Origin of the sequence: Thioclava sp. NG1 (genome assembly GCF_003122275.1) — a bacterium.
GTDB lineage: Bacteria > Pseudomonadota > Alphaproteobacteria > Rhodobacterales > Rhodobacteraceae > Thioclava > Thioclava nitratireducens.
On the sequence record NZ_QFBB01000002.1, the window covers coordinates 504,851 to 521,495 of the forward strand.

The window sequence follows — 16,645 nt, forward strand, 5'->3', positions numbered from 1 at the left end:
AACGTAAGGGGCGATTTTGCCGTTCGGTCGGCCCTTGTCAGGGACAGGGACGGACAAAGGGCGCTGGGGAGCACCCTTGAGGGAGCCATTTTGCAGCAACACGCGGGGACAACCTCTGGCGAGGCGACGGGCTCGGTATTTCTGGATTCCGAAACCCTCGGCAGACTGAAAGCGGGGACCGACCGGTCGCATGTGTCGCAGGCTTGGCTCGACGCGATGGCGCGGCAGGTTACGGGTCTGGAGCAGGGGCTGGTGGTGCTTGCGGGGATCGGGCGGAGCCGCTTTGAGCCTGCCGGGGTCTGGCCCGAGAATGCAAAACCGAAACGCGAATTGATGGCCGCCGTGGACGGCGCGATCCATGCCGAGCGGATGGTGATCGAAACGCTGAGCGAAGGCGGCGCGGCCATCGCGGTGCCGATCCGGATGGAGGGCCATCTGCGCGGCGCAGCGGCAATCCAGATCGGCGCGAACCCGGACGCGCGCACTGACCTGGCAATTGATCAGCTGCAATGGGGCACGGGCTGGCTCGAGGCCTTCTTGCGCCGGAAGCAGGGCGGCTCGGGCGACAGCCTCGCCTCGGTGATCGAACTGCTCGCCACCAGCCTGCATTACGACCGTTTCACCGAAGCCGCGACCGCGGTGGCCTCGGAACTTGCGGGTGTGCTGAATTGCGAACTGGTCGCGATCGGCCTGACGCGCGGGCGTCATGCGCGCGTGCGGGCGCTGTCGAACTCGGCGAGCTTCGGCAAGCGATCCAACCTCGTGCGCGCCATCGAAGCCGCGATGGACGAGGCAATCGATCAGCAGGCGGTGCTGAGCTATCCGCCACCCGAGGACGGGGGCGAACGGGTGCTGCGCGCCCATGCGACACTGTCGGAGATCGAAGGCGGGGCGACGCTCTGCACGGTGCCGCTGACCGAGGACAAGAAGCTGGTCGGCGCTCTGGTGCTGGAACGTCCGGCGGACGAGCCGTTCGGGCGCGACACGATCCAGATGGCGGAATATGCGGGGGTGTTGCTGGGCCCGGTTCTGGCGATCAAGCGCCGCGAGGATCGTTGGCTGCCCGCGAAGACATGGGATGCCAGCGTCAATACGTTCAAGGCGCTGTTCGGCCCCAATCACGCGGCCCTGAAGCTGGCCGCGATTGCGTTGGTCGCTTTGCTGGCTTTCGCGTGGTTCGCCAAGGGCATGTATCGCGTGACCGCCGATGCGACGGTCGAGGGCCGTATCCAGCGCGCGATCTCGGCACCCATCGAAGGCTATCTGGCCGAGGCCGATGCGCGCGCGGGCGATATCGTGAAGGCGGGCGAGGTGATGGCCAAGCTCGACGATCGCGACCTGCGGCTCGAGCGGCTGAAATGGGAAAGCCAGAAATCCAAACAGAGCCGCGAATATTCGCAAGCCATGGCCAAGCGCGAGCGCGCCAAGGCACTGATCCTGCAAAGCCAGATCGAACAGGCGGATGCGCAGATCGAACTGCTCGATCAGGAAATCGGACGGATGGTGATCAAGGCGCCCTTCGACGGGGTCGTGGTCTCGGGCGATCTGACGCAGGCGTTGGGAGCCCCGATCGGGCGCGGCGACGTGCTGTTTCAGGTCGCCCCGCTCAACGACTACCGCGTGATGCTGCGCGTGGACGAGCGCGACGTGAAGGACGTAAAGGCGGGCGAGAGCGGGGCGCTGGTGCTCGCCTCGCTGCCCGACACCCCGATCGAAGTGAAGGTCGACCGGGTCACGCCGATCTCCAATGCCGAAGCCGGGGCGAACAAGTTCCTCGTCGAGGCCTCCGTTACCGACGGGCCGATCAACGCGCTGCGCCCCGGTATGGAAGGGGTCGCCAAGATCGAGGTCGAGGAACACCGCCTCGTCTGGATCTGGACCCGGCGGATCGTTCTCTGGGTGCGCATGACGCTCTGGTCCTGGTGGCCGTGACATGGCCACCTCGCTCTTCTCTCCGTCCTGGTATCGGGTGAAGGATCTCAAACCGCGCCTGCGCAGGCATGTCGCGGTTCATCGGCATGACTATCGCGGGCGCGTCTGGTTCGTGATCCAGGACATCGCGACGGGGCGCTTCCATCGTATCTCGCCAGCCGCGTGGCGGCTGGTCGGGCTGATGAACGGCAAACGCACGATGGACGAGCTGTGGAACACCACCAACGAGCAGCTTGGCGAGAAGGCCCCCACGCAGGACGAGGCGATCCGGCTGATGGGGCAGTTGCACGCCGCCGATGCGCTTATCTGCGACGTGCCGCCCGACGGGCGCGAGCTGTTCCGCCGCTACCAGCGCCACCAGTCGATGCAGATCAAGCAGAAGATCTGGTCGCCGCTCGCCGTCCGCATCCCGATCTGGGACCCGGACGCGTTTCTCACCCGCACCATGCCCTTCGTGCGCCCCTTCTTTACCCGCACCTTTGCGGTGATCTGGGTGCTGGTGGTGCTCGCGGGTTTCATCTTCGCCGCGATCAATTTCGGCGCGATCACCGACAACATCGCGGACCGGGTGCTGACGCCGAAGAACCTCTTCGTGCTCTGGCTGGTCTATCCGGTGGTGAAGGCGTTTCACGAATTGGGCCACGGATATGCGGTTAAGAAGAACGGCGGCGAGGTCCATGAAATCGGGATCATGCTGCTGGTTCTGGTGCCTGTGCCCTATGTCGACGCCTCCGCCGCCTCGGCACTGCGTGACAAGTATCAACGGATGCTGGTCGGAGGGATCGGGATCATGGTGGAGCTGTTCCTCGCCTCGATCGCGCTCTTCGTCTGGCTCAATGCCGAGACCGGCGCGGCCCATGCGGTCGCCTATAACGTGATGCTGATCGGGGGCGTCTCTACGCTTCTGTTCAACGGCAACCCGCTCTTGCGCTTCGATGGCTATTACGTCTTCGCCGATTGGCTGGAGATCCCCAATCTTGGCCAGCGCGCGAACCGCTACTATGCCTATCTCGCGCAGAAATACCTGTTCGGGATGAAAGAGGCGGAACCCGTCACCTCGCTGCCCGCCGAGAAACGCTGGTTCCTGTTCTACGGGATCGCCGCCTTCATCTATCGCCTCTTCATCATGTTCGCGATCATCACCTATATCGCCGGCCGCTTCTTCTTCATCGGGGTGCTGCTGGCAGCTTGGGCGATCACGACGCAGATCCTCGTGCCCATAGGCAAATCCATGTCCTTTCTGTCTTCCAGTCCGAAACTCCGCTCCAACAGGCCGCGTGCGATCCTTGTGACGAGCGGGCTCATCGCCGCGCTTTTCGTGATCCTTTTCGTGCTGCCAGCACCGTATAGATCCGTCGTGAGCGGGGTGACATGGCCTTCCGAGCAGGCGCAGGTGCGTGTCGGAACCAGCGGCTTCGTGACGGAGGTACCGGTCGCGACCTATGACGCGGTCAAGCCGGGCGAGGTGATGATCAAGCTCGACGATCCGCTGCTGCGCGCGCGGCTCGAGGTGCTGGACTCGCAACTTGCGGGGCTGGAGCTGCAGCGTCAGGCGGCGGTGCGCACCGACCGGGTCGAGGCAGAGATGATCGCGGCGGAGATTTCCGCGACCCGCGAGGACCGCAATCGGCTGGCCCAGCAGCTGGACGAATTGTCGATCCGCGCGCCGCGCGCGGGTCTGGCCGTGGTGCCCAACGGCGAGGATCTGCAGGGGCGGTTCGCCAAGCGCGGGCAGGTGATCTCCTACGTTCTGACCGAGGAAGACACGGCGGCGTTGCGCGTTGTGGTCGGTCAGGACGATGTCGATCTGGTGCGCAACGCGACGGGCCGCGTCGATGTGATGCCGGTCGAATATGGCGGCCAGAGCTATCCCGCGACCATCGTGCGCGAAGTGCCCGGCGGCATCCGCGACCTGCCGACCCCCGCGCTGGGACTGCAGGGCGGCGGCACCGTTCCCGTCGATCCGGGCGACAACAAGGGGCTGCGCACGCTGCAACGGGTCTTCGAGTTCGAGCTGGAGATGGCCCCCGACGCCGCGCTGCCGCTGCTGGGGCGGCGCGTCGAGGTGCGTTTCTCTCACGGCACTCTGCCGATCGGGTTTCAGGCCTACCGAGCGCTGCGCCAGCTGTTCCTGAGGCTCTACGATGTCTGAGATACTCGTCCAGCGCCCCGGCCTGCTGACCGCCTTCTACCCTGAGCGCGAGGATGAACGCCTCGGCACGCTCGACCGGGTCATGGCGAGCGCGGTGGGGCGGGTGTCGCAGTTCTTCTCGGTCAAATCGGCGGCGGGCGCGGGTTTCCTGCGGCGCGTCGCGAAAGAGGAGAAGACGCTGGCGAAGCTGGAGGCGCATGCCTTCAACGCGGCCCGTGTCGAGGTCGCGCAGATGCTGCGGGTGAAGGGGCTGCGCGCCGATCTGGTGGCCCGTGCCTTCGCGCTGGTGCGCATCCAGTCCGAACGTTCGCTTCAGATGCGCCCCTTCGACGTGCAGCTTCTGGGCGGGCGCGCGATGCTGCGGGGCCGGATCGCCGAGATGGACACCGGCGAGGGCAAGACGCTGACCGCGACGCTGCCCGCCGCGATCATGGCGCTGTCGGGCGTCCCGGTGCACATCGTGACGGTGAACGATTTCCTTGCCGCGCGCGATGCGGAATGGATGGGGCCGCTCTATCGGGCTTTGGGGCTCAGCGTCGGGGTTATCATCGAAGGGCTCAGCCCCGAGGAACGCCAGGCGGCCTATGCCTGCGATATTTGTTACTGCACGAACAAGCAGTTGGCCTTCGATTACCTCAAGGACCGGCTGGTGCTCGAAGGCGAGACCCGCGCGCTGCATATGGCGCTGGAGGGGCTGTCGAAGACCGATCCGAAACGGCAGCGGTTGCTGATGCGCGGGCTATGCTACGCGATCGTGGACGAGGCGGATTCCGTGCTGGTCGACGAGGCGCGCACGCCGCTGATTATCACCCGGGCGGGCGATCATTCGGGGCTGGAGCAGACCTATCAGCGCGCCGTCGAGATCGGGCGCAAACTGACCCGGCCGCGCGATTTCACCGTGCGCGAGAAGGAATGGAAGGTCGAACTGACCGATCTGGGCAAGGCGCGGCTGCGCCAGCTCAGCGCGCATTTCGGGGGCGTCTGGGCGACCGAGATTCACCGTGAGGAACTGGCGCGGCAGGCGCTCTCGGCGCTGCATCTTTATCACCGCGACAAGCATTACATCGTCGATGAGGCGGGCGTTCAGATCGTCGACGAATATACCGGCCGGGTGATGTCCGACCGCTCGTGGGAGCGCGGGCTACACCAGATGATCGAGGTGAAGGAAGGGTGCGAGATCACGGGGCGGCAAGAGACGCTGATCCGCATCTCCTATCAGCGTTTCTTCCGCCGCTATCTGACGCTGGCAGGCATGACGGGCACCGCGGCCGAGGTCTCCGGCGAGCTGCGCGCGGTCTACCGTCTGCGCACGAAACGCATACCGACGAACCGCCGCTCGCGCCGTAAGAACTTGGGCGAGCGGCACTACGCGACTGCCGATCAGAAATGGCGCGCCGTGCTGGCCGAGGCCAAACGCGTTCACATGACGGGCCGCCCGATCCTGATCGGCACGCAATCCATCGCCGCCTCTGAAGAGATCAGCGCGCTCCTGACCGAAGAGGGGCTGACGCATCGCGTGCTCAACGCCCGCGAGACCGAGCACGAGGCCCATATCATCGCCGAAGCGGGCGGGCATGGGCGGATCACGGTCGCGACCAACATGGCCGGGCGCGGCACCGATATCCGCATCGATCAGCAGATGAGCGCCCTTGGCGGGCTGCATGTCATCGCGACGGGCCGCCATGACGCGCGCCGCATCGATCGTCAGCTTTTCGGGCGCTGCGGACGGCAAGGCGATCCGGGCAGTTTCATCACTTTCGTCTCGCTCGAGGACGATTTGCTGCGGGTCTTCTACGGCACACGGCTCTCCAGCCTGATCCGCACTTTTTCGGGCGGGAAGGGACGTGTGCCGTGGCTGATCGGCGCGCCCGTGACCCGGCTTGCGCAACGTGCGACCGAAGCGCGCCATTCGGGCGTGCGCAAAGCGCTTCTGCGCGCCGACGACAATCTCGAAGACCTGCTCGCCTTCAGCGGCAGGGGCAACTGAAAGGGACCACCCATGCGGCTTACTTCCATCACCCTACTTTTGGCCCTCGGTCCCGGTGCGGCGCTCGCGCAGGATCAGGAGCGCTTCGATTGCCTGATCGACCCGGGGCAAGTGCTCGAGATCGGCTCGGCGGTGGACGGGGTGATCGATCAGGTTTTCGTCTCGCGCGGGGATACGGTGAAGAAGGGCGACCCGATCGCGAAGCTGGAATCGAAGGCGGAAGAGGCGCAGCTGACCTATGCGAGGGAACGCGCGCAGGATGAGGGGCCGATCGACATCGCGCGCTCCAAGGTGGCGCTGCTGCAAAAGGCCGCCGACCGCGCGACCGAGATGGGCAAGCGTAACGTGATGGCAGATGCGCAGGTGCAGGAGGCGCAGACCAATGCGGAGGTCGCGCAACTGGAGCTGCGCTCGGCCCAGATGGACCAGCATCTGGCGAAGCTCGATCTGCAGCGAGTGGAGGCGCAACTGGCGCGGCGCGAAATCCGCTCACCGATCGACGGGCTGGTGATCACTCGGATGATGGGGCCGGGCGAATATGTCTATTCGCAAGCGCCGATCGCGCAGCTAGCGCAGATCGACCCGCTGCATGTTGAGGTCTTCCTGCCGACCGCGATGTATGACCGGGTCAAGAAGGATCAGGTGTTGAAGGTCTATCCTGCCGCGCCCGTGGGCGGCGAATACGACGCGACGGTGAGCGTCGTCGACAAGGTTTTCGATGCGGCCTCGGACACGTTCGGGGTGCGTCTCGCGCTGCCCAATCCCGAGGGCAAACTGCCCGCCGGGATCGATTGCACCGTGGGGTTCCCCGCCGAATGAGCGCAAGGCGGCCCGGTTAGGACAGGGCCTTCATCCCATGCATGTGCGCGGCGCTCAGCGCTGGAAACAGTTTGCTTTCTTGCCGAAACCCGCGGGCGAGCAAATCCACTTGCCCTTGCCGATGAACCGGGTCTGAACGACGCGCGGGGTCGCTTGCGATTTTCTGGTGCGCCCGGCGAGCCAGTCGAACTTGGCGCTGCCATGCCCGGCCGTGCTCTTGGCGGCGACGCGGATCGGTTTGAGATCCAGCATGCCGGCTTGTTGCGCATGGGCGCTGCTCAGCGGGGCAGCAAAGATCAGGCCGGCCACGACAAGGCGGGCCGCTTTCACGGATAAAAACGTCATCGGAACTGTAATCCTGTCTGCTCGTGTTGCGGTCTGGCCCTTCCCGTCTGCGCGGAAGAGGGCCGATTGCGTCCTCATGCAGAAGGATTGGTCGATCCCAGCCTATGGGTCAAGTTGGTAGGTGACGTGGCGGGAAGCAGGCAAGATCATGGCAAATCGCAAAAGTGCCGCGCGGGAGGATTTCCCGCGCGGCATCAAGGTCTTGTCTAGAGGTGGTGTGATAGGCGAAAACTCGCCACTATCCGTGGTGGGTTACGTCAAAACCTGATTTTTGATTCGCCAATCCGGGGCGCCGAACCCTTCCGGCCACGGATAGACCTCGCGCTGGTTGAAGTAGCTGACGCCGACGAGGCTCGGATAATCCGACAATTCCTGACGGACGCGGTCGCGCCACATCGAAACATAGGATTGGTTTCCGACATAGCCGAGCTCGGCCACCGCGACCGGTTTGCCATAGGTCGCCGCCCGAGCGTAGCGGGGCGCGAAGATGTCGTCGAAGGTCTGATCGCGCCCGAACTTGGCCTGATCCCAGGCCTGCAGTCCGAAGACCGTGAGCCCGACGATATCGGCGTAGTCGTCGCCCGGGTAATAGTCGCCCATGTTCTCGTCGCCCAGCGGCGACCACATCAGGTTGATCTTCGGCGCCCGGTCGCGGGCGACGTCGGTCATCCGGCGATAAGCTGCGATGTAGTCGTCGGGGTTCCAATCCGACCAGATGAACTGGCCGGACTTGTCGTCCATCTCATGGGCGAAGCGCAGGGTGACCGGGCTTTGCAGCGTCGCCAGCACATCGGCCACCGCGATCATGTTGGCGTCGTATTCGCCCCGCTCGATCCCGCGGCGCAGATATTGCGCGGTGTTGCGCTCTGAGCGCGACCATGTCCAGGGCTCCAGTGTCACCAGAAGTGCGCGGTTGCGTTCGAGCGCATAGCTATCGGCATCATTCAGCGACGGAAGGAAAACGTCCTCCCAGGGCAGGAACAGGTGTTCGATCACCACGCCCGACACATCCGCAAAATCACCATCGGGATCATAGACCCCGAACGGCAAGGAGCCGGGCGGCACACTGACATCCGCAGCGAATGCCGGTCGCGCCGATACGGTCAGTCCCAACGCCGCGGCACCGGCCATCACCTCGCGACGGGTCATCAGATCATAAGCCATTTCAGTCTCCTCCTTTTGGGTGCGAAGCCCCGTCACTTCCAGCTCGGTTTGACGAGGAACTTCGCTTGCCCCGGAGCGCCCATGCCGGCCCCCGAGACGATGTATTCGACCTTTGCGAGCTGAACCGATGTCAGCCCGATCATGAGCGCGTAGACGCTTTCGCCGCCGCGGAGCCAAAGGGCTCCGAAACTCAGCGAGACGATGACGCTCAGCGTGCCCATCTGAACCGCCATGTCGCGGGGCCAGCCGCGCCAATCGATCTGAACGCGGCGCGCGCGAGCGCCGAAGATCACGCTCAGCAAGACGAAATAGAACGCGGCGTTGAACATGGAGAGGAGGTAAAACCCGCGCGCCTCGATGACGTTGTCCACCAAAAGAACCGGCAGCAAGGCCCCCAGGGCCAGCCCGCCATAGACGGCGATGATCCGCTCGGGCAGCATCGTCGAGGCCGCTTCGCCCTTCGGTGTGATCCGAAAATCGACGAATTTTCCCGATAGCCTGTCATAGATGGCCATGATGCAGCCCCATAGCACCCAAGGCCATTGCATCATCACGAAGAGCGCTTTCTCCCACGCGATGATCTTGGCATCGCGCGGACGGAAGAACTGATCGCGCCGCAGCATGAAGGCGAAAATCAGCGTCACGATGCCGGCGGGCAGCACATGTCCGACGAAGGCGGGATAGGTAACGTCGGCAAAACGCATGTCGAAGCTGATCGCGATGATCGGGGCGATATACATCGTCGACATCGAAAGCGCGAAGAAGACATACCAGCTCTGGCAGAGCACGAAGAGGAACTTCAGCCGCCACGGCATCTTGCCGACATAGTCCGGCATGTAGCGCAGAAGGAGGCTCAACAGCGAGCGCGACCACTGGAATTCCTGGGTGATCAGGTCGGTCACCGTGGCCGGACCGTCGCCGATCGCAATCGCATCGATCGCGTGAACGCCTCGCCAGCCAGCCGCGTTCATCAGGAGCGTCGTCGAGTGATCTTCGGCCAGTTCGGGGCCGAGCCCGCCAGCTTCCTTCAGCGCAGAGGTGCGCACCGCGTAGTGAGAGCCGATGCACATCGGCGCCAGAACCCCGGTATAGCCCGCCTGAAACACGCCGTGGAACGCCGCTTCGAAATAGAGCCTCGTGCGCGCGGCCCAGCTTTCCTTGGCATTGGCGGCACAGATGGAGGGCGCGCTGACATAGCCCACCGCCTCATCGGCGAAGGGGCGCAGCATCTCGCGCAGGTATCCCGGTTGCGGGACGTGATCCGCGTCGAGCTGGCTCACGATATCATAATCGCGATAGCCCCAATGGTCGTAGAAATAGGCGAGGTTGCCCTCTTTGCAGCGCGTCCGTCGCGGCCATTCCTTGCGATGGTACGCCTCGATGCCCTGGCGACTGGACACCTTCACCCCGTGGATCTTGCACCATGCGAGCGTTTCGGGCGAGGGCGCCTCGTCGGCCAGCCACGTGTCATGCGGATAATCCTGTGCGAGCATCGCCTCCAGCGTGCGGCGGACAACCGAGAAGGGCTCAGACGGGGTTTTCGTGGTGATCATCGCGACGCGCCAGCGACCCGGCTCCGGCAGGGGGGAGACCGGTCGTAGCGCCTGCAGGAAGATCACGAAGAAATAGACCTGCATCGCCAGAAGCCAGATCAGCACCCCGGTGAGGATCAGATAAGGCACCGTGGCAAGGATATGCGACGGTGTGAGCCACCAGCTCCAGAAATAGACCGTGGCGAGCATCCAGAGCGCGAACAGCACCCGGTAGCGCAGCGCCTGTCTCGGGGAGAGGATCGGTGCCAGATGCCCCGCCGCGATTGCGGCCCGTATGTCGGGGCGCTGGATCATTCCGCGGCCGTCGCGATCGGGGGGGCGGCTTCGGATGCCGCGCCCGTCATTTCGGCCCGGAAATAGGCGATGGTCGGCACTAGGCCGTCGCGCAATGCGATCTCGGGATGCCAGCCTAGCCGGGTCTCGGCGCGGGTGATGTCCGGGCAGCGTTGCGTCGGATCGTCGAGCGGCAGGTCCGAAACCACGAGTGGCGCCCGGCTATCGCACATGTCGCGCACGATATGGGCAAGCTCGGCGACGGTATATTCGCCCGGATTGCCCAGATTTACCGGATCGTGGCCGACCGTCTCGCTTTCCATCAGCGCGACCAGCCCGCTGATCAGATCATCAACATAGCAAAGCGAGCGGGTCTGCGTGCCGCCGCCATAGAGTTGGAGCGGCGCGCCACGGATCGCCCGCGTGACGAAATTCGAGATCACGCGGCCGTCCTCGGGGTCCATCCGGGGCCCGTAAGTGTTGAAGATCCGCGCGATGCGGGTGTCGATGCCGCGGCTGGCCTGAAGGTCGTGGAACAGTGTCTCTGCCGCGCGCTTGCCCTCGTCGTAGCAGGCGCGGGGGCCGGTGGTGTTCACGCGTCCGCGATAGTCTTCGTGCTGGGGCGAGATGTCAGGATCGCCATAGACCTCGGAGGTCGAAGCCTGAAGAATGCGCGAGCCCTTCTCCTCGGCCAAGGTCAGAAGGTTCAGCGACCCGGCGATGCAGGTCTGGAACGTGTGCAGCGGATCGAGCTGGTATTTCGGCGGCGAGGCCGCGCAGGCGAGGTTGTAGATCCGGTCGATCTCGCCCTCGATCCGCAGCGGTGCGATGACGTCATGCCTGAAGAAAGTGAAATCGCGATGCTCCGACAGGTGGGCGATATTCTGTCGCCGCCCGGTCTGGAGGTTGTCGATGCAGATAACGTCGTGACCGGCCTCGATCAGCCGGTCGCACAGGTGCGATCCCAGAAACCCGGCCCCTCCGGCAACCAGACAACGCAACTGCCCCCGATGTCGGCGCGGCCGTGCCCAAGAGATATCTTGCGTCTCGAAACGTGGCAGATGCGTCATGTTCCCCCCCACAGAAGAACGGCAGCGACTGCCCAGTCCGGTTTGATATCGACTTAATCGCTTTGGGCCGGACCAGGCCCGTCGATCCCGATTACAGATACTTAAGAGGTTAGGGGGCGCCTTTCGCGCCTATCAAGCGAAAGCCAAGCTTTTCGACCGAAATTCGAATGGCCGACAAAAACCAACCTTCGGTTAGATGAAATTTACACGCCGAGGTTGAATTAGGGGCAGCGGCTTCGGCCAGTCGGAATTGCAGAGACCCGTTGATTCGATTTGCACAATCGGCGCGAGGCTGGTGCGAAAGGCCGCGTCTCAGAGGTCAGAGAGGCCCGCCGTAAGATTGTGTAGCTGCCGGGTCATCTCCAACAGCTCCTGCGCCTCGGCCTCAGAGAAAGGCTGGGTAGAGCGGGTGAAGCCCGAGATCGAACGAGAGCCGTTTTCCAGCACCGCGCAGGTCAACCCGTTCCGAAGGCCATGGGCTTTTGCCCCCTCCAAGACCCCTTTGGGGTCATCGAGATCCTCCCAACGCACGATACCCTCGTGTTGCATCCCCCACAGCACGACGGGATCATCCATCATCATGCCCTTCTCGCTATATTCCTCGATCCACGGCTCGGGGTAGGTGCGATACAGGATGTTCGGGCGGGTAAAGCGGATATGCAGGGCAAACGCGAAACCGGTGTCGCAGGTTTGACCGAGTTCCTTGAGAAGGTTATCGATTTCCTTGCGGTTTGCTGTTTCCATCACGGGATTTCGTCTTTAGGTTGTCGGAAGAGGGTCTCAGCGTCCCGCGCGACGGTAGGCTGAGACCGCATCGAGTGCAAGTGAATTGACCATCAGATCATGGAACTGAGGGACTGCGAAACGCGATTGAATCAAATCGCCCCTGCCGGGTTTTATCTCGCGCTAAGGGTTGGCTATTCTTTCCCTGAGGCCGAACTCAACCGTCTGAACGGTGACTGGGTGGACCTCTATACTCAGCACGGTCTGGTGGTGCAGGACCCTTCGATGCACTGGGTCTATCACAATGTTGGGTACGTGCGCTGGGCCGATCTGAAAGACGATCCCCGCGACGTCGTCGGGATGGCGCGGCGCATGGGACTTCTCTATGGCGCGACAATCTCGTTCAACACGCCGCGCGATGTCGGGCGACGCAGCCACGCCGCGCTGTTCCGGTCGGATCGGGACTTCACCGATGCCGAGCTGCAGGAAGCGTTCGAGATGCTCAAGACCTTGCATGTCGATGCCTCGCAACGCTCTCTCACGGCAGCCGAACTCGAGGCGATCCGCTACCGCGCGGATGGGCTCTTGATCAAGCAGATCGCCGCGAAACTCGCGATTTCCGAGAGCGGCGTGAAGGCCCGGCTTTCCTCTGCCAGCCGAAAGCTGGGTGCGCGAAATGCGATCGAGATGCTCGCAATCGCGACGTCGAGGCGACTCATCTAGGCTGGTACAACCTAAAAGGGTGAATTTTTTACAAATTCGTGGTTTCGATGGAGTTATCCAGAAGGAGGCTCCAATGCAAAACTGCACTTTCGAATTCTCGCAACTTCACCGCTTCGGCACCGCGTTTTACGACTTTCTGCGCCTGCGCAAGGAGGTCTTCGTCGACACGCTCGGTTGGGACGTGCCGCATAACGACGAAGTGGAGATGGATCAATATGATACGCCCCTAGCGCATTACTCGCTCGTGCTGAAGGAGGGGCAGGTGGTGGGCGGTGCGCGCGCAATGTCCACCGCGGCGATCTGGGGTGGAAATACCTACATGCTGCGCGACGCGCATCTGGGAAAGTTGCCGCATATTCCGCCGGAAATCCTGCCGACCGAAATTGCGAGCGAGACGGTCTGGGAATGTACGCGGCTGGTGATTTCCGACGCGCTGACCACGCAGGCGGAGCGCGCGACCTGCCTGCGGTTGATCGTCGACGGGCTGGTGGAACGCGCCAAGGAGCGGGGCGCGGACGAGCTGATCTGTCTCTCCTCTCTCGCGCTGATGCGGGCGCTGCGCCAGCTTGGCTACGATGTGAGCCGGATGGGCCCGACCTATCGCAACGACGAGGACGGGCGGCAATACGCGGCGCTGCGGATGCCCGCGGAATATTCCACGCAGCGGCGTCGCGAGATGGCCGAGGCCTGCGTGCTGGCGGCCCGGTCGGCGCCGCGCCAGTTGCATACCGCTGCCTGAGCCGGTGCGGGATAAGAAAAAGGGCGCGCCCATCGCCCGGGCGCGCCCCTAAATCTTCGGCGTCGGTCGCGCGCTCAGCGCACGACGAAGACGCAGCAATTGGAGTGCCGCACGACCCGAGCAGCGTTCGGCCCGAGCAGATAATCGCTGAGATCGGGGCGATGCGCCCCAAGCACGATCATGTCCGCGCCGTCTTTCTCGGCCAGCGACAGGATCTCGTGATAGGCCGTGCCGACGCCCACGATGTGTCGCACCTTGGCGTTCACCTCGGGGCCCACGACCTCGGCGACGAAGTCATGCAGCAGCTCGCGCGCGTGCTCCTTCGCCTTCGCTGTGTGATCGTCCGAGAAAAAGGCCCCCACAACCGCCGAGCCGTAATCGGGCACCACGGTGATCACGTCGAGCTGTGCGTCTTCCATCTTGGCCAGCCGCGCCGCCCATTCGAGCACTTTGCGCTCGGTCTTGGGGCGGTTCATGTCGATCGCGCAGAGAATGGTATTTGTCATGCCGGTTCTCCTTCAGCAAAGGCCGCGTCATCGTCTTCCCTGCGCCGATATTGCAGGAAAGCGATGAGCGCGAGAAGCGCGAAAGCGGGGATGAACATCAGCTCTTTCGGAAGCTGGTCGTTCGGCACCTTCACGTTGGACAGTGTGACGGGCGTGTCGCCGTAAAAGTCGAAGCCCTGCAGTTTCTGCTGCAACTCCGAGCCGAACATCGGCTCGTCCGCGACCATCTTTCCGTCCGTTTCGGTGAAGCTCAGGCCGAGCTTGTCGAGCCGGTCCTGCCCCGTCGCGCCTTCGGGCACCTTGACCAGCACGGTCAGGTCCTTCGGTTCTTCGGTGGTGTAATCGGGACCCGAGAAGATCAGTCGCAGCTCACGCCCGACCGGTGCCTTGTCGAGGCGCTGCGTGATGTTCGCAGGCGGCACCTCGTTATAGGGCGGCTCGATCATGTTCATGAAATAGCCGGGACGGAACAGGGTGAAGGCGATCAGAAGAAGCGCCACCGTCTCCCAGATCTTCGAACGGGTGACGAACCACCCCATCGTGCCCGCGGTGAAGACGAGGATGCCGATCGTCGCTATGACGAAGACGAAGATCGCCTGGTACCACGTCACGTCGATCAGCAGCAGATCGGTGTTGAAGATGAACACGAAGGGCAGGGCGACCGTGCGCAGCGAATAGAAGAACGCCGTGAAGCCGGTCTTGATCGCGTCGCCTCCCGAGACTGCCGCCGCCGCGAAGGAGGCAAGGCCCACGGGTGGCGTCACGTCCGCCATGATCCCGAAGTAGAACACGAACAGGTGCACCGCAATCAGCGGTACCACGAGGCCCGACTGCGCGCCCAGATGGACGACGACGCCCACCATCAGCGAGCTGACGACAATGTAGTTCGCCGTGGTCGGCAGGCCCATCCCGAGGATCAGCGACAGGATCGCCACGAAGATCAGCATCAGGATCAGGTTGCCACCCGAGAGGAACTCGACGAAATCGGCCATCACCTGACCGATCCCGGTCAGCGAGACGGTGCCTACGATGATCCCGGCGGTGGCGGTGGCCAGGCCGATGCCGATCATGTTGCGCGCGCCGTCGATCATGCCGCCGATCAGGTCGAGAACGCCTTCACGGAAGCGGCTCATCGGGGCGCTCTCGCCGCGGAAGGCGGCCTTGAGCGGTTTCTGGGTGAGCAGGATGAAGAACAGCAGGAACGAGGCCCAGAAGGCCGACAGGCCCGGCGACTTGCGCTCGATCATCAGGAAATAGACCAGAACGACGATCGGGAGCAGGTAGTAGAGGCCCGCCTTGTAGATATCCTTGATCTCCGGAAGCTTCACGATCTCGGAGTTCGGATCGTCCGGCTCCAGATCGGGCGCTTTCGCGGCGACCCAGACGAGGCCGAGATAGACCAAGACGACGAGCAGAGACAGAACCCAGCCTGCGCCTTCGGGTACCATCGAGGTGATGAGGCGCACCGGGTATTGCGTGGCATAGCACAGCGCCGCGAAGCCCGCGAAGAAGGCGAACATGCCGAAGGCGGTGCGCCAGACCGAGACCACGCGGTCGCCGATCGTCGGCATGCGGTTTTTCACGGCCTCCAGATGCACGATGTAGAACAGTGCGATGTAGGAGATGATCGCCGGGATAAAGGCGTGCTTGATGACCTCCAGATAGGAGATGCCGACATATTCCACCATCAGGAAGGCGGCGGCCCCCATCACCGGCGGCATGATCTGGCCGTTGACCGAAGAAGCCACCTCGACCGAGCCGGCTTTCTCTGCCGAGAAGCCTACGCGTTTCATCAGCGGAATGGTGAAGGTGCCGGTGGTGACCACGTTCGCGATCGACGAGCCCGAGATCAGGCCGGTCGCCGCAGAGCCCACGACGGCGGCTTTCGCAGGTCCGCCGCGCAGGTGGCCGAGCGCGCCGAAGGCCATCTGGATGAAGTAGTTGCCCGCGCCCGCTTTCTCGAGCAGCGCGCCGAACAGCACGAAGAGGAAGACGAACTTGGTCGAGACGCCGAGCGCGATCCCGAAAACCCCCTCGGAGGTGATCCACATGTGGCTCATCGCCTTGCGCAGGCTCGCACCGGCCCAGCGGATCTGTTCGGGGAAGAACTCCGACGAGCCGAAGAACACATAACACAGGAACACGATCGCCAGCAGCACCATGACCGGGCCGAGCGTGCGATAGGCTGCGATGAAGAGGAAGATGATGCCCAGGACCGAGATATAGGAGTCCTGCATATCGGCGAGTCCGCCATTGTCGACGATCTTCTGGTAGAAGAAATAGCCGTACAGCGCGAGAAGCGCCCCGCCTACCGCGAGGATCCAGTCATACCACGGCACATGGTCCTTGGGTGAGGACTTGAACAGCGGATAGGCCATCGCCGAGAGGAAGATGGCATAGGCCAGATGGATCTGGCGGGCATTGTTGATCAGGTCGCCCGGCAGCACATAGGGCCCGATGGGCGAGGCCAGAAGCACCTGGAAGATCGACCAGCTCAGCGCCACCACGGCGACCATGAGCCCGACCCATCCCTTGGGGCTGCGCGCCCCGCTGTCAGAAGCTTGTACGAGCTCCTGCAATTCTTGTTCGTTCAAGGCGCGATTTTCCGCCATCGTTCCCCCTTGCGACCCAACGGGCCGTCCGCCTGTTCCGGCATGAT

At 63.5% G+C, this 16,645-nt stretch carries 13 protein-coding genes; 6 read left to right on the forward strand and 7 right to left on the reverse strand.

The window, feature by feature from the left end:
* The first annotated feature begins 90 nt into the window (after positions 1 to 90).
* Genes DEM26_RS05305 through DEM26_RS05320 form a run of 4 tightly spaced genes read left to right on the forward strand, consistent with a single transcriptional unit; the run spans position 91 to position 6,890 of the window.
* Positions 91 to 1,932, forward strand: coding sequence for an efflux RND transporter periplasmic adaptor subunit (locus tag DEM26_RS05305; protein ID WP_088718986.1), 1,842 nt, complete (start codon positions 91 to 93; stop codon positions 1,930 to 1,932).
* A gap of 1 nt (position 1,933) precedes the next feature.
* On the forward strand, positions 1,934 to 4,084 hold the full coding sequence (locus tag DEM26_RS05310) for a biotin/lipoyl-binding protein (RefSeq protein ID WP_109171873.1): 2,151 nt from the start codon (positions 1,934 to 1,936) through the stop codon (positions 4,082 to 4,084).
* Positions 4,077 to 6,071, forward strand: coding sequence for a preprotein translocase subunit SecA (locus tag DEM26_RS05315; protein ID WP_109171874.1), 1,995 nt, complete (start codon positions 4,077 to 4,079; stop codon positions 6,069 to 6,071). The genes DEM26_RS05310 and DEM26_RS05315 overlap by 8 nt, the downstream gene beginning before the upstream one ends.
* Before the next feature lie 12 nt (positions 6,072 to 6,083).
* Complete coding sequence (locus tag DEM26_RS05320) at positions 6,084 to 6,890, forward strand: efflux RND transporter periplasmic adaptor subunit (protein ID WP_075776042.1); 807 nt, start codon at positions 6,084 to 6,086, stop codon at positions 6,888 to 6,890.
* Between the two features lie 54 nt (positions 6,891 to 6,944).
* Here DEM26_RS05320 and DEM26_RS05325 read toward each other — a convergent pair whose 3' ends face one another.
* The 5 genes from DEM26_RS05325 to DEM26_RS05345 form a co-directional block, all read right to left on the reverse strand.
* A complete protein-coding gene (locus tag DEM26_RS05325) occupies positions 6,945 to 7,220 on the reverse strand; it encodes a hypothetical protein (RefSeq protein ID WP_146194435.1) in 276 nt (91 codons plus the stop codon).
* Positions 7,221 to 7,487: 267 nt separating this feature from the next.
* Positions 7,488 to 8,399 (reverse strand): glycoside hydrolase family 26 protein, encoded by a 912-nt coding sequence (locus DEM26_RS05330; RefSeq protein WP_233243027.1) that lies wholly within the window; start codon positions 8,397 to 8,399, stop codon positions 7,488 to 7,490.
* Between the two features lie 32 nt (positions 8,400 to 8,431).
* Positions 8,432 to 10,246: a glycosyltransferase gene (locus tag DEM26_RS05335; RefSeq protein ID WP_109171876.1), complete on the reverse strand. Its 1,815-nt coding sequence runs from the start codon at positions 10,244 to 10,246 to the stop codon at positions 8,432 to 8,434.
* Entirely contained in the window at positions 10,243 to 11,295 is a 1,053-nt protein-coding gene (locus DEM26_RS05340) for a UDP-glucuronic acid decarboxylase family protein (RefSeq protein WP_109171877.1), read from the reverse strand. Before DEM26_RS05340 ends, DEM26_RS05335 begins: the two co-directional genes overlap by 4 nt.
* 312 nt (positions 11,296 to 11,607) lie before the next feature.
* On the reverse strand, positions 11,608 to 12,039 hold the full coding sequence (locus tag DEM26_RS05345) for an autoinducer binding domain-containing protein (RefSeq protein WP_075776039.1): 432 nt from the start codon (positions 12,037 to 12,039) through the stop codon (positions 11,608 to 11,610).
* A gap of 126 nt (positions 12,040 to 12,165) precedes the next feature.
* Between DEM26_RS05345 and DEM26_RS05350 the strand changes: the two genes are divergently transcribed.
* Together DEM26_RS05350 and DEM26_RS05355 are read left to right on the forward strand one after the other, a co-directional pair.
* A complete protein-coding gene (locus DEM26_RS05350) occupies positions 12,166 to 12,741 on the forward strand; it encodes a helix-turn-helix transcriptional regulator (protein ID WP_158275083.1) in 576 nt (191 codons plus the stop codon).
* Positions 12,742 to 12,814: 73 nt separating this feature from the next.
* Positions 12,815 to 13,480, forward strand: a complete 666-nt coding sequence (locus DEM26_RS05355) for an acyl-homoserine-lactone synthase (protein ID WP_088718978.1) — start codon at positions 12,815 to 12,817, stop codon at positions 13,478 to 13,480.
* Positions 13,481 to 13,554: 74 nt separating this feature from the next.
* Here the strand turns inward: DEM26_RS05355 and DEM26_RS05360 are convergent, their stop codons facing one another.
* Positions 13,555 to 13,986 (reverse strand): universal stress protein, encoded by a 432-nt coding sequence (locus DEM26_RS05360; protein WP_075776036.1) that lies wholly within the window; start codon positions 13,984 to 13,986, stop codon positions 13,555 to 13,557.
* Positions 13,983 to 16,598, reverse strand: coding sequence for a TRAP transporter permease (locus DEM26_RS05365; RefSeq protein WP_075776035.1), 2,616 nt, complete (start codon positions 16,596 to 16,598; stop codon positions 13,983 to 13,985). Before DEM26_RS05365 ends, DEM26_RS05360 begins: the two co-directional genes overlap by 4 nt.
* Positions 16,599 to 16,645 lie beyond the last annotated feature (47 nt).

What these genes read in the sequence shown, in the direction of transcription:
- DEM26_RS05355 (WP_088718978.1), top strand. Translation starts at nt 12,815, where the DNA reads ATGCAAAACTGCACTTTCGAATTCTCGCAACTTCACCGCTTCGGCACC.
- DEM26_RS05320 (WP_075776042.1), top strand. Translation starts at nt 6,084, where the DNA reads ATGCGGCTTACTTCCATCACCCTACTTTTGGCCCTCGGTCCCGGTGCG.
- DEM26_RS05360 (WP_075776036.1), bottom strand. Translation starts at nt 13,986, where the DNA reads ATGACAAATACCATTCTCTGCGCGATCGACATGAACCGCCCCAAGACC.
- DEM26_RS05365 (WP_075776035.1), bottom strand. Translation starts at nt 16,598, where the DNA reads ATGGCGGAAAATCGCGCCTTGAACGAACAAGAATTGCAGGAGCTCGTA.
- DEM26_RS05345 (WP_075776039.1), bottom strand. Translation starts at nt 12,039, where the DNA reads ATGGAAACAGCAAACCGCAAGGAAATCGATAACCTTCTCAAGGAACTC.
- DEM26_RS05330 (WP_233243027.1), bottom strand. Translation starts at nt 8,399, where the DNA reads ATGGCTTATGATCTGATGACCCGTCGCGAGGTGATGGCCGGTGCCGCG.
- DEM26_RS05335 (WP_109171876.1), bottom strand. Translation starts at nt 10,246, where the DNA reads ATGATCCAGCGCCCCGACATACGGGCCGCAATCGCGGCGGGGCATCTG.
- DEM26_RS05315 (WP_109171874.1), top strand. Translation starts at nt 4,077, where the DNA reads ATGTCTGAGATACTCGTCCAGCGCCCCGGCCTGCTGACCGCCTTCTAC.
- DEM26_RS05340 (WP_109171877.1), bottom strand. Translation starts at nt 11,295, where the DNA reads ATGACGCATCTGCCACGTTTCGAGACGCAAGATATCTCTTGGGCACGG.
- DEM26_RS05310 (WP_109171873.1), top strand. Translation starts at nt 1,934, where the DNA reads ATGGCCACCTCGCTCTTCTCTCCGTCCTGGTATCGGGTGAAGGATCTC.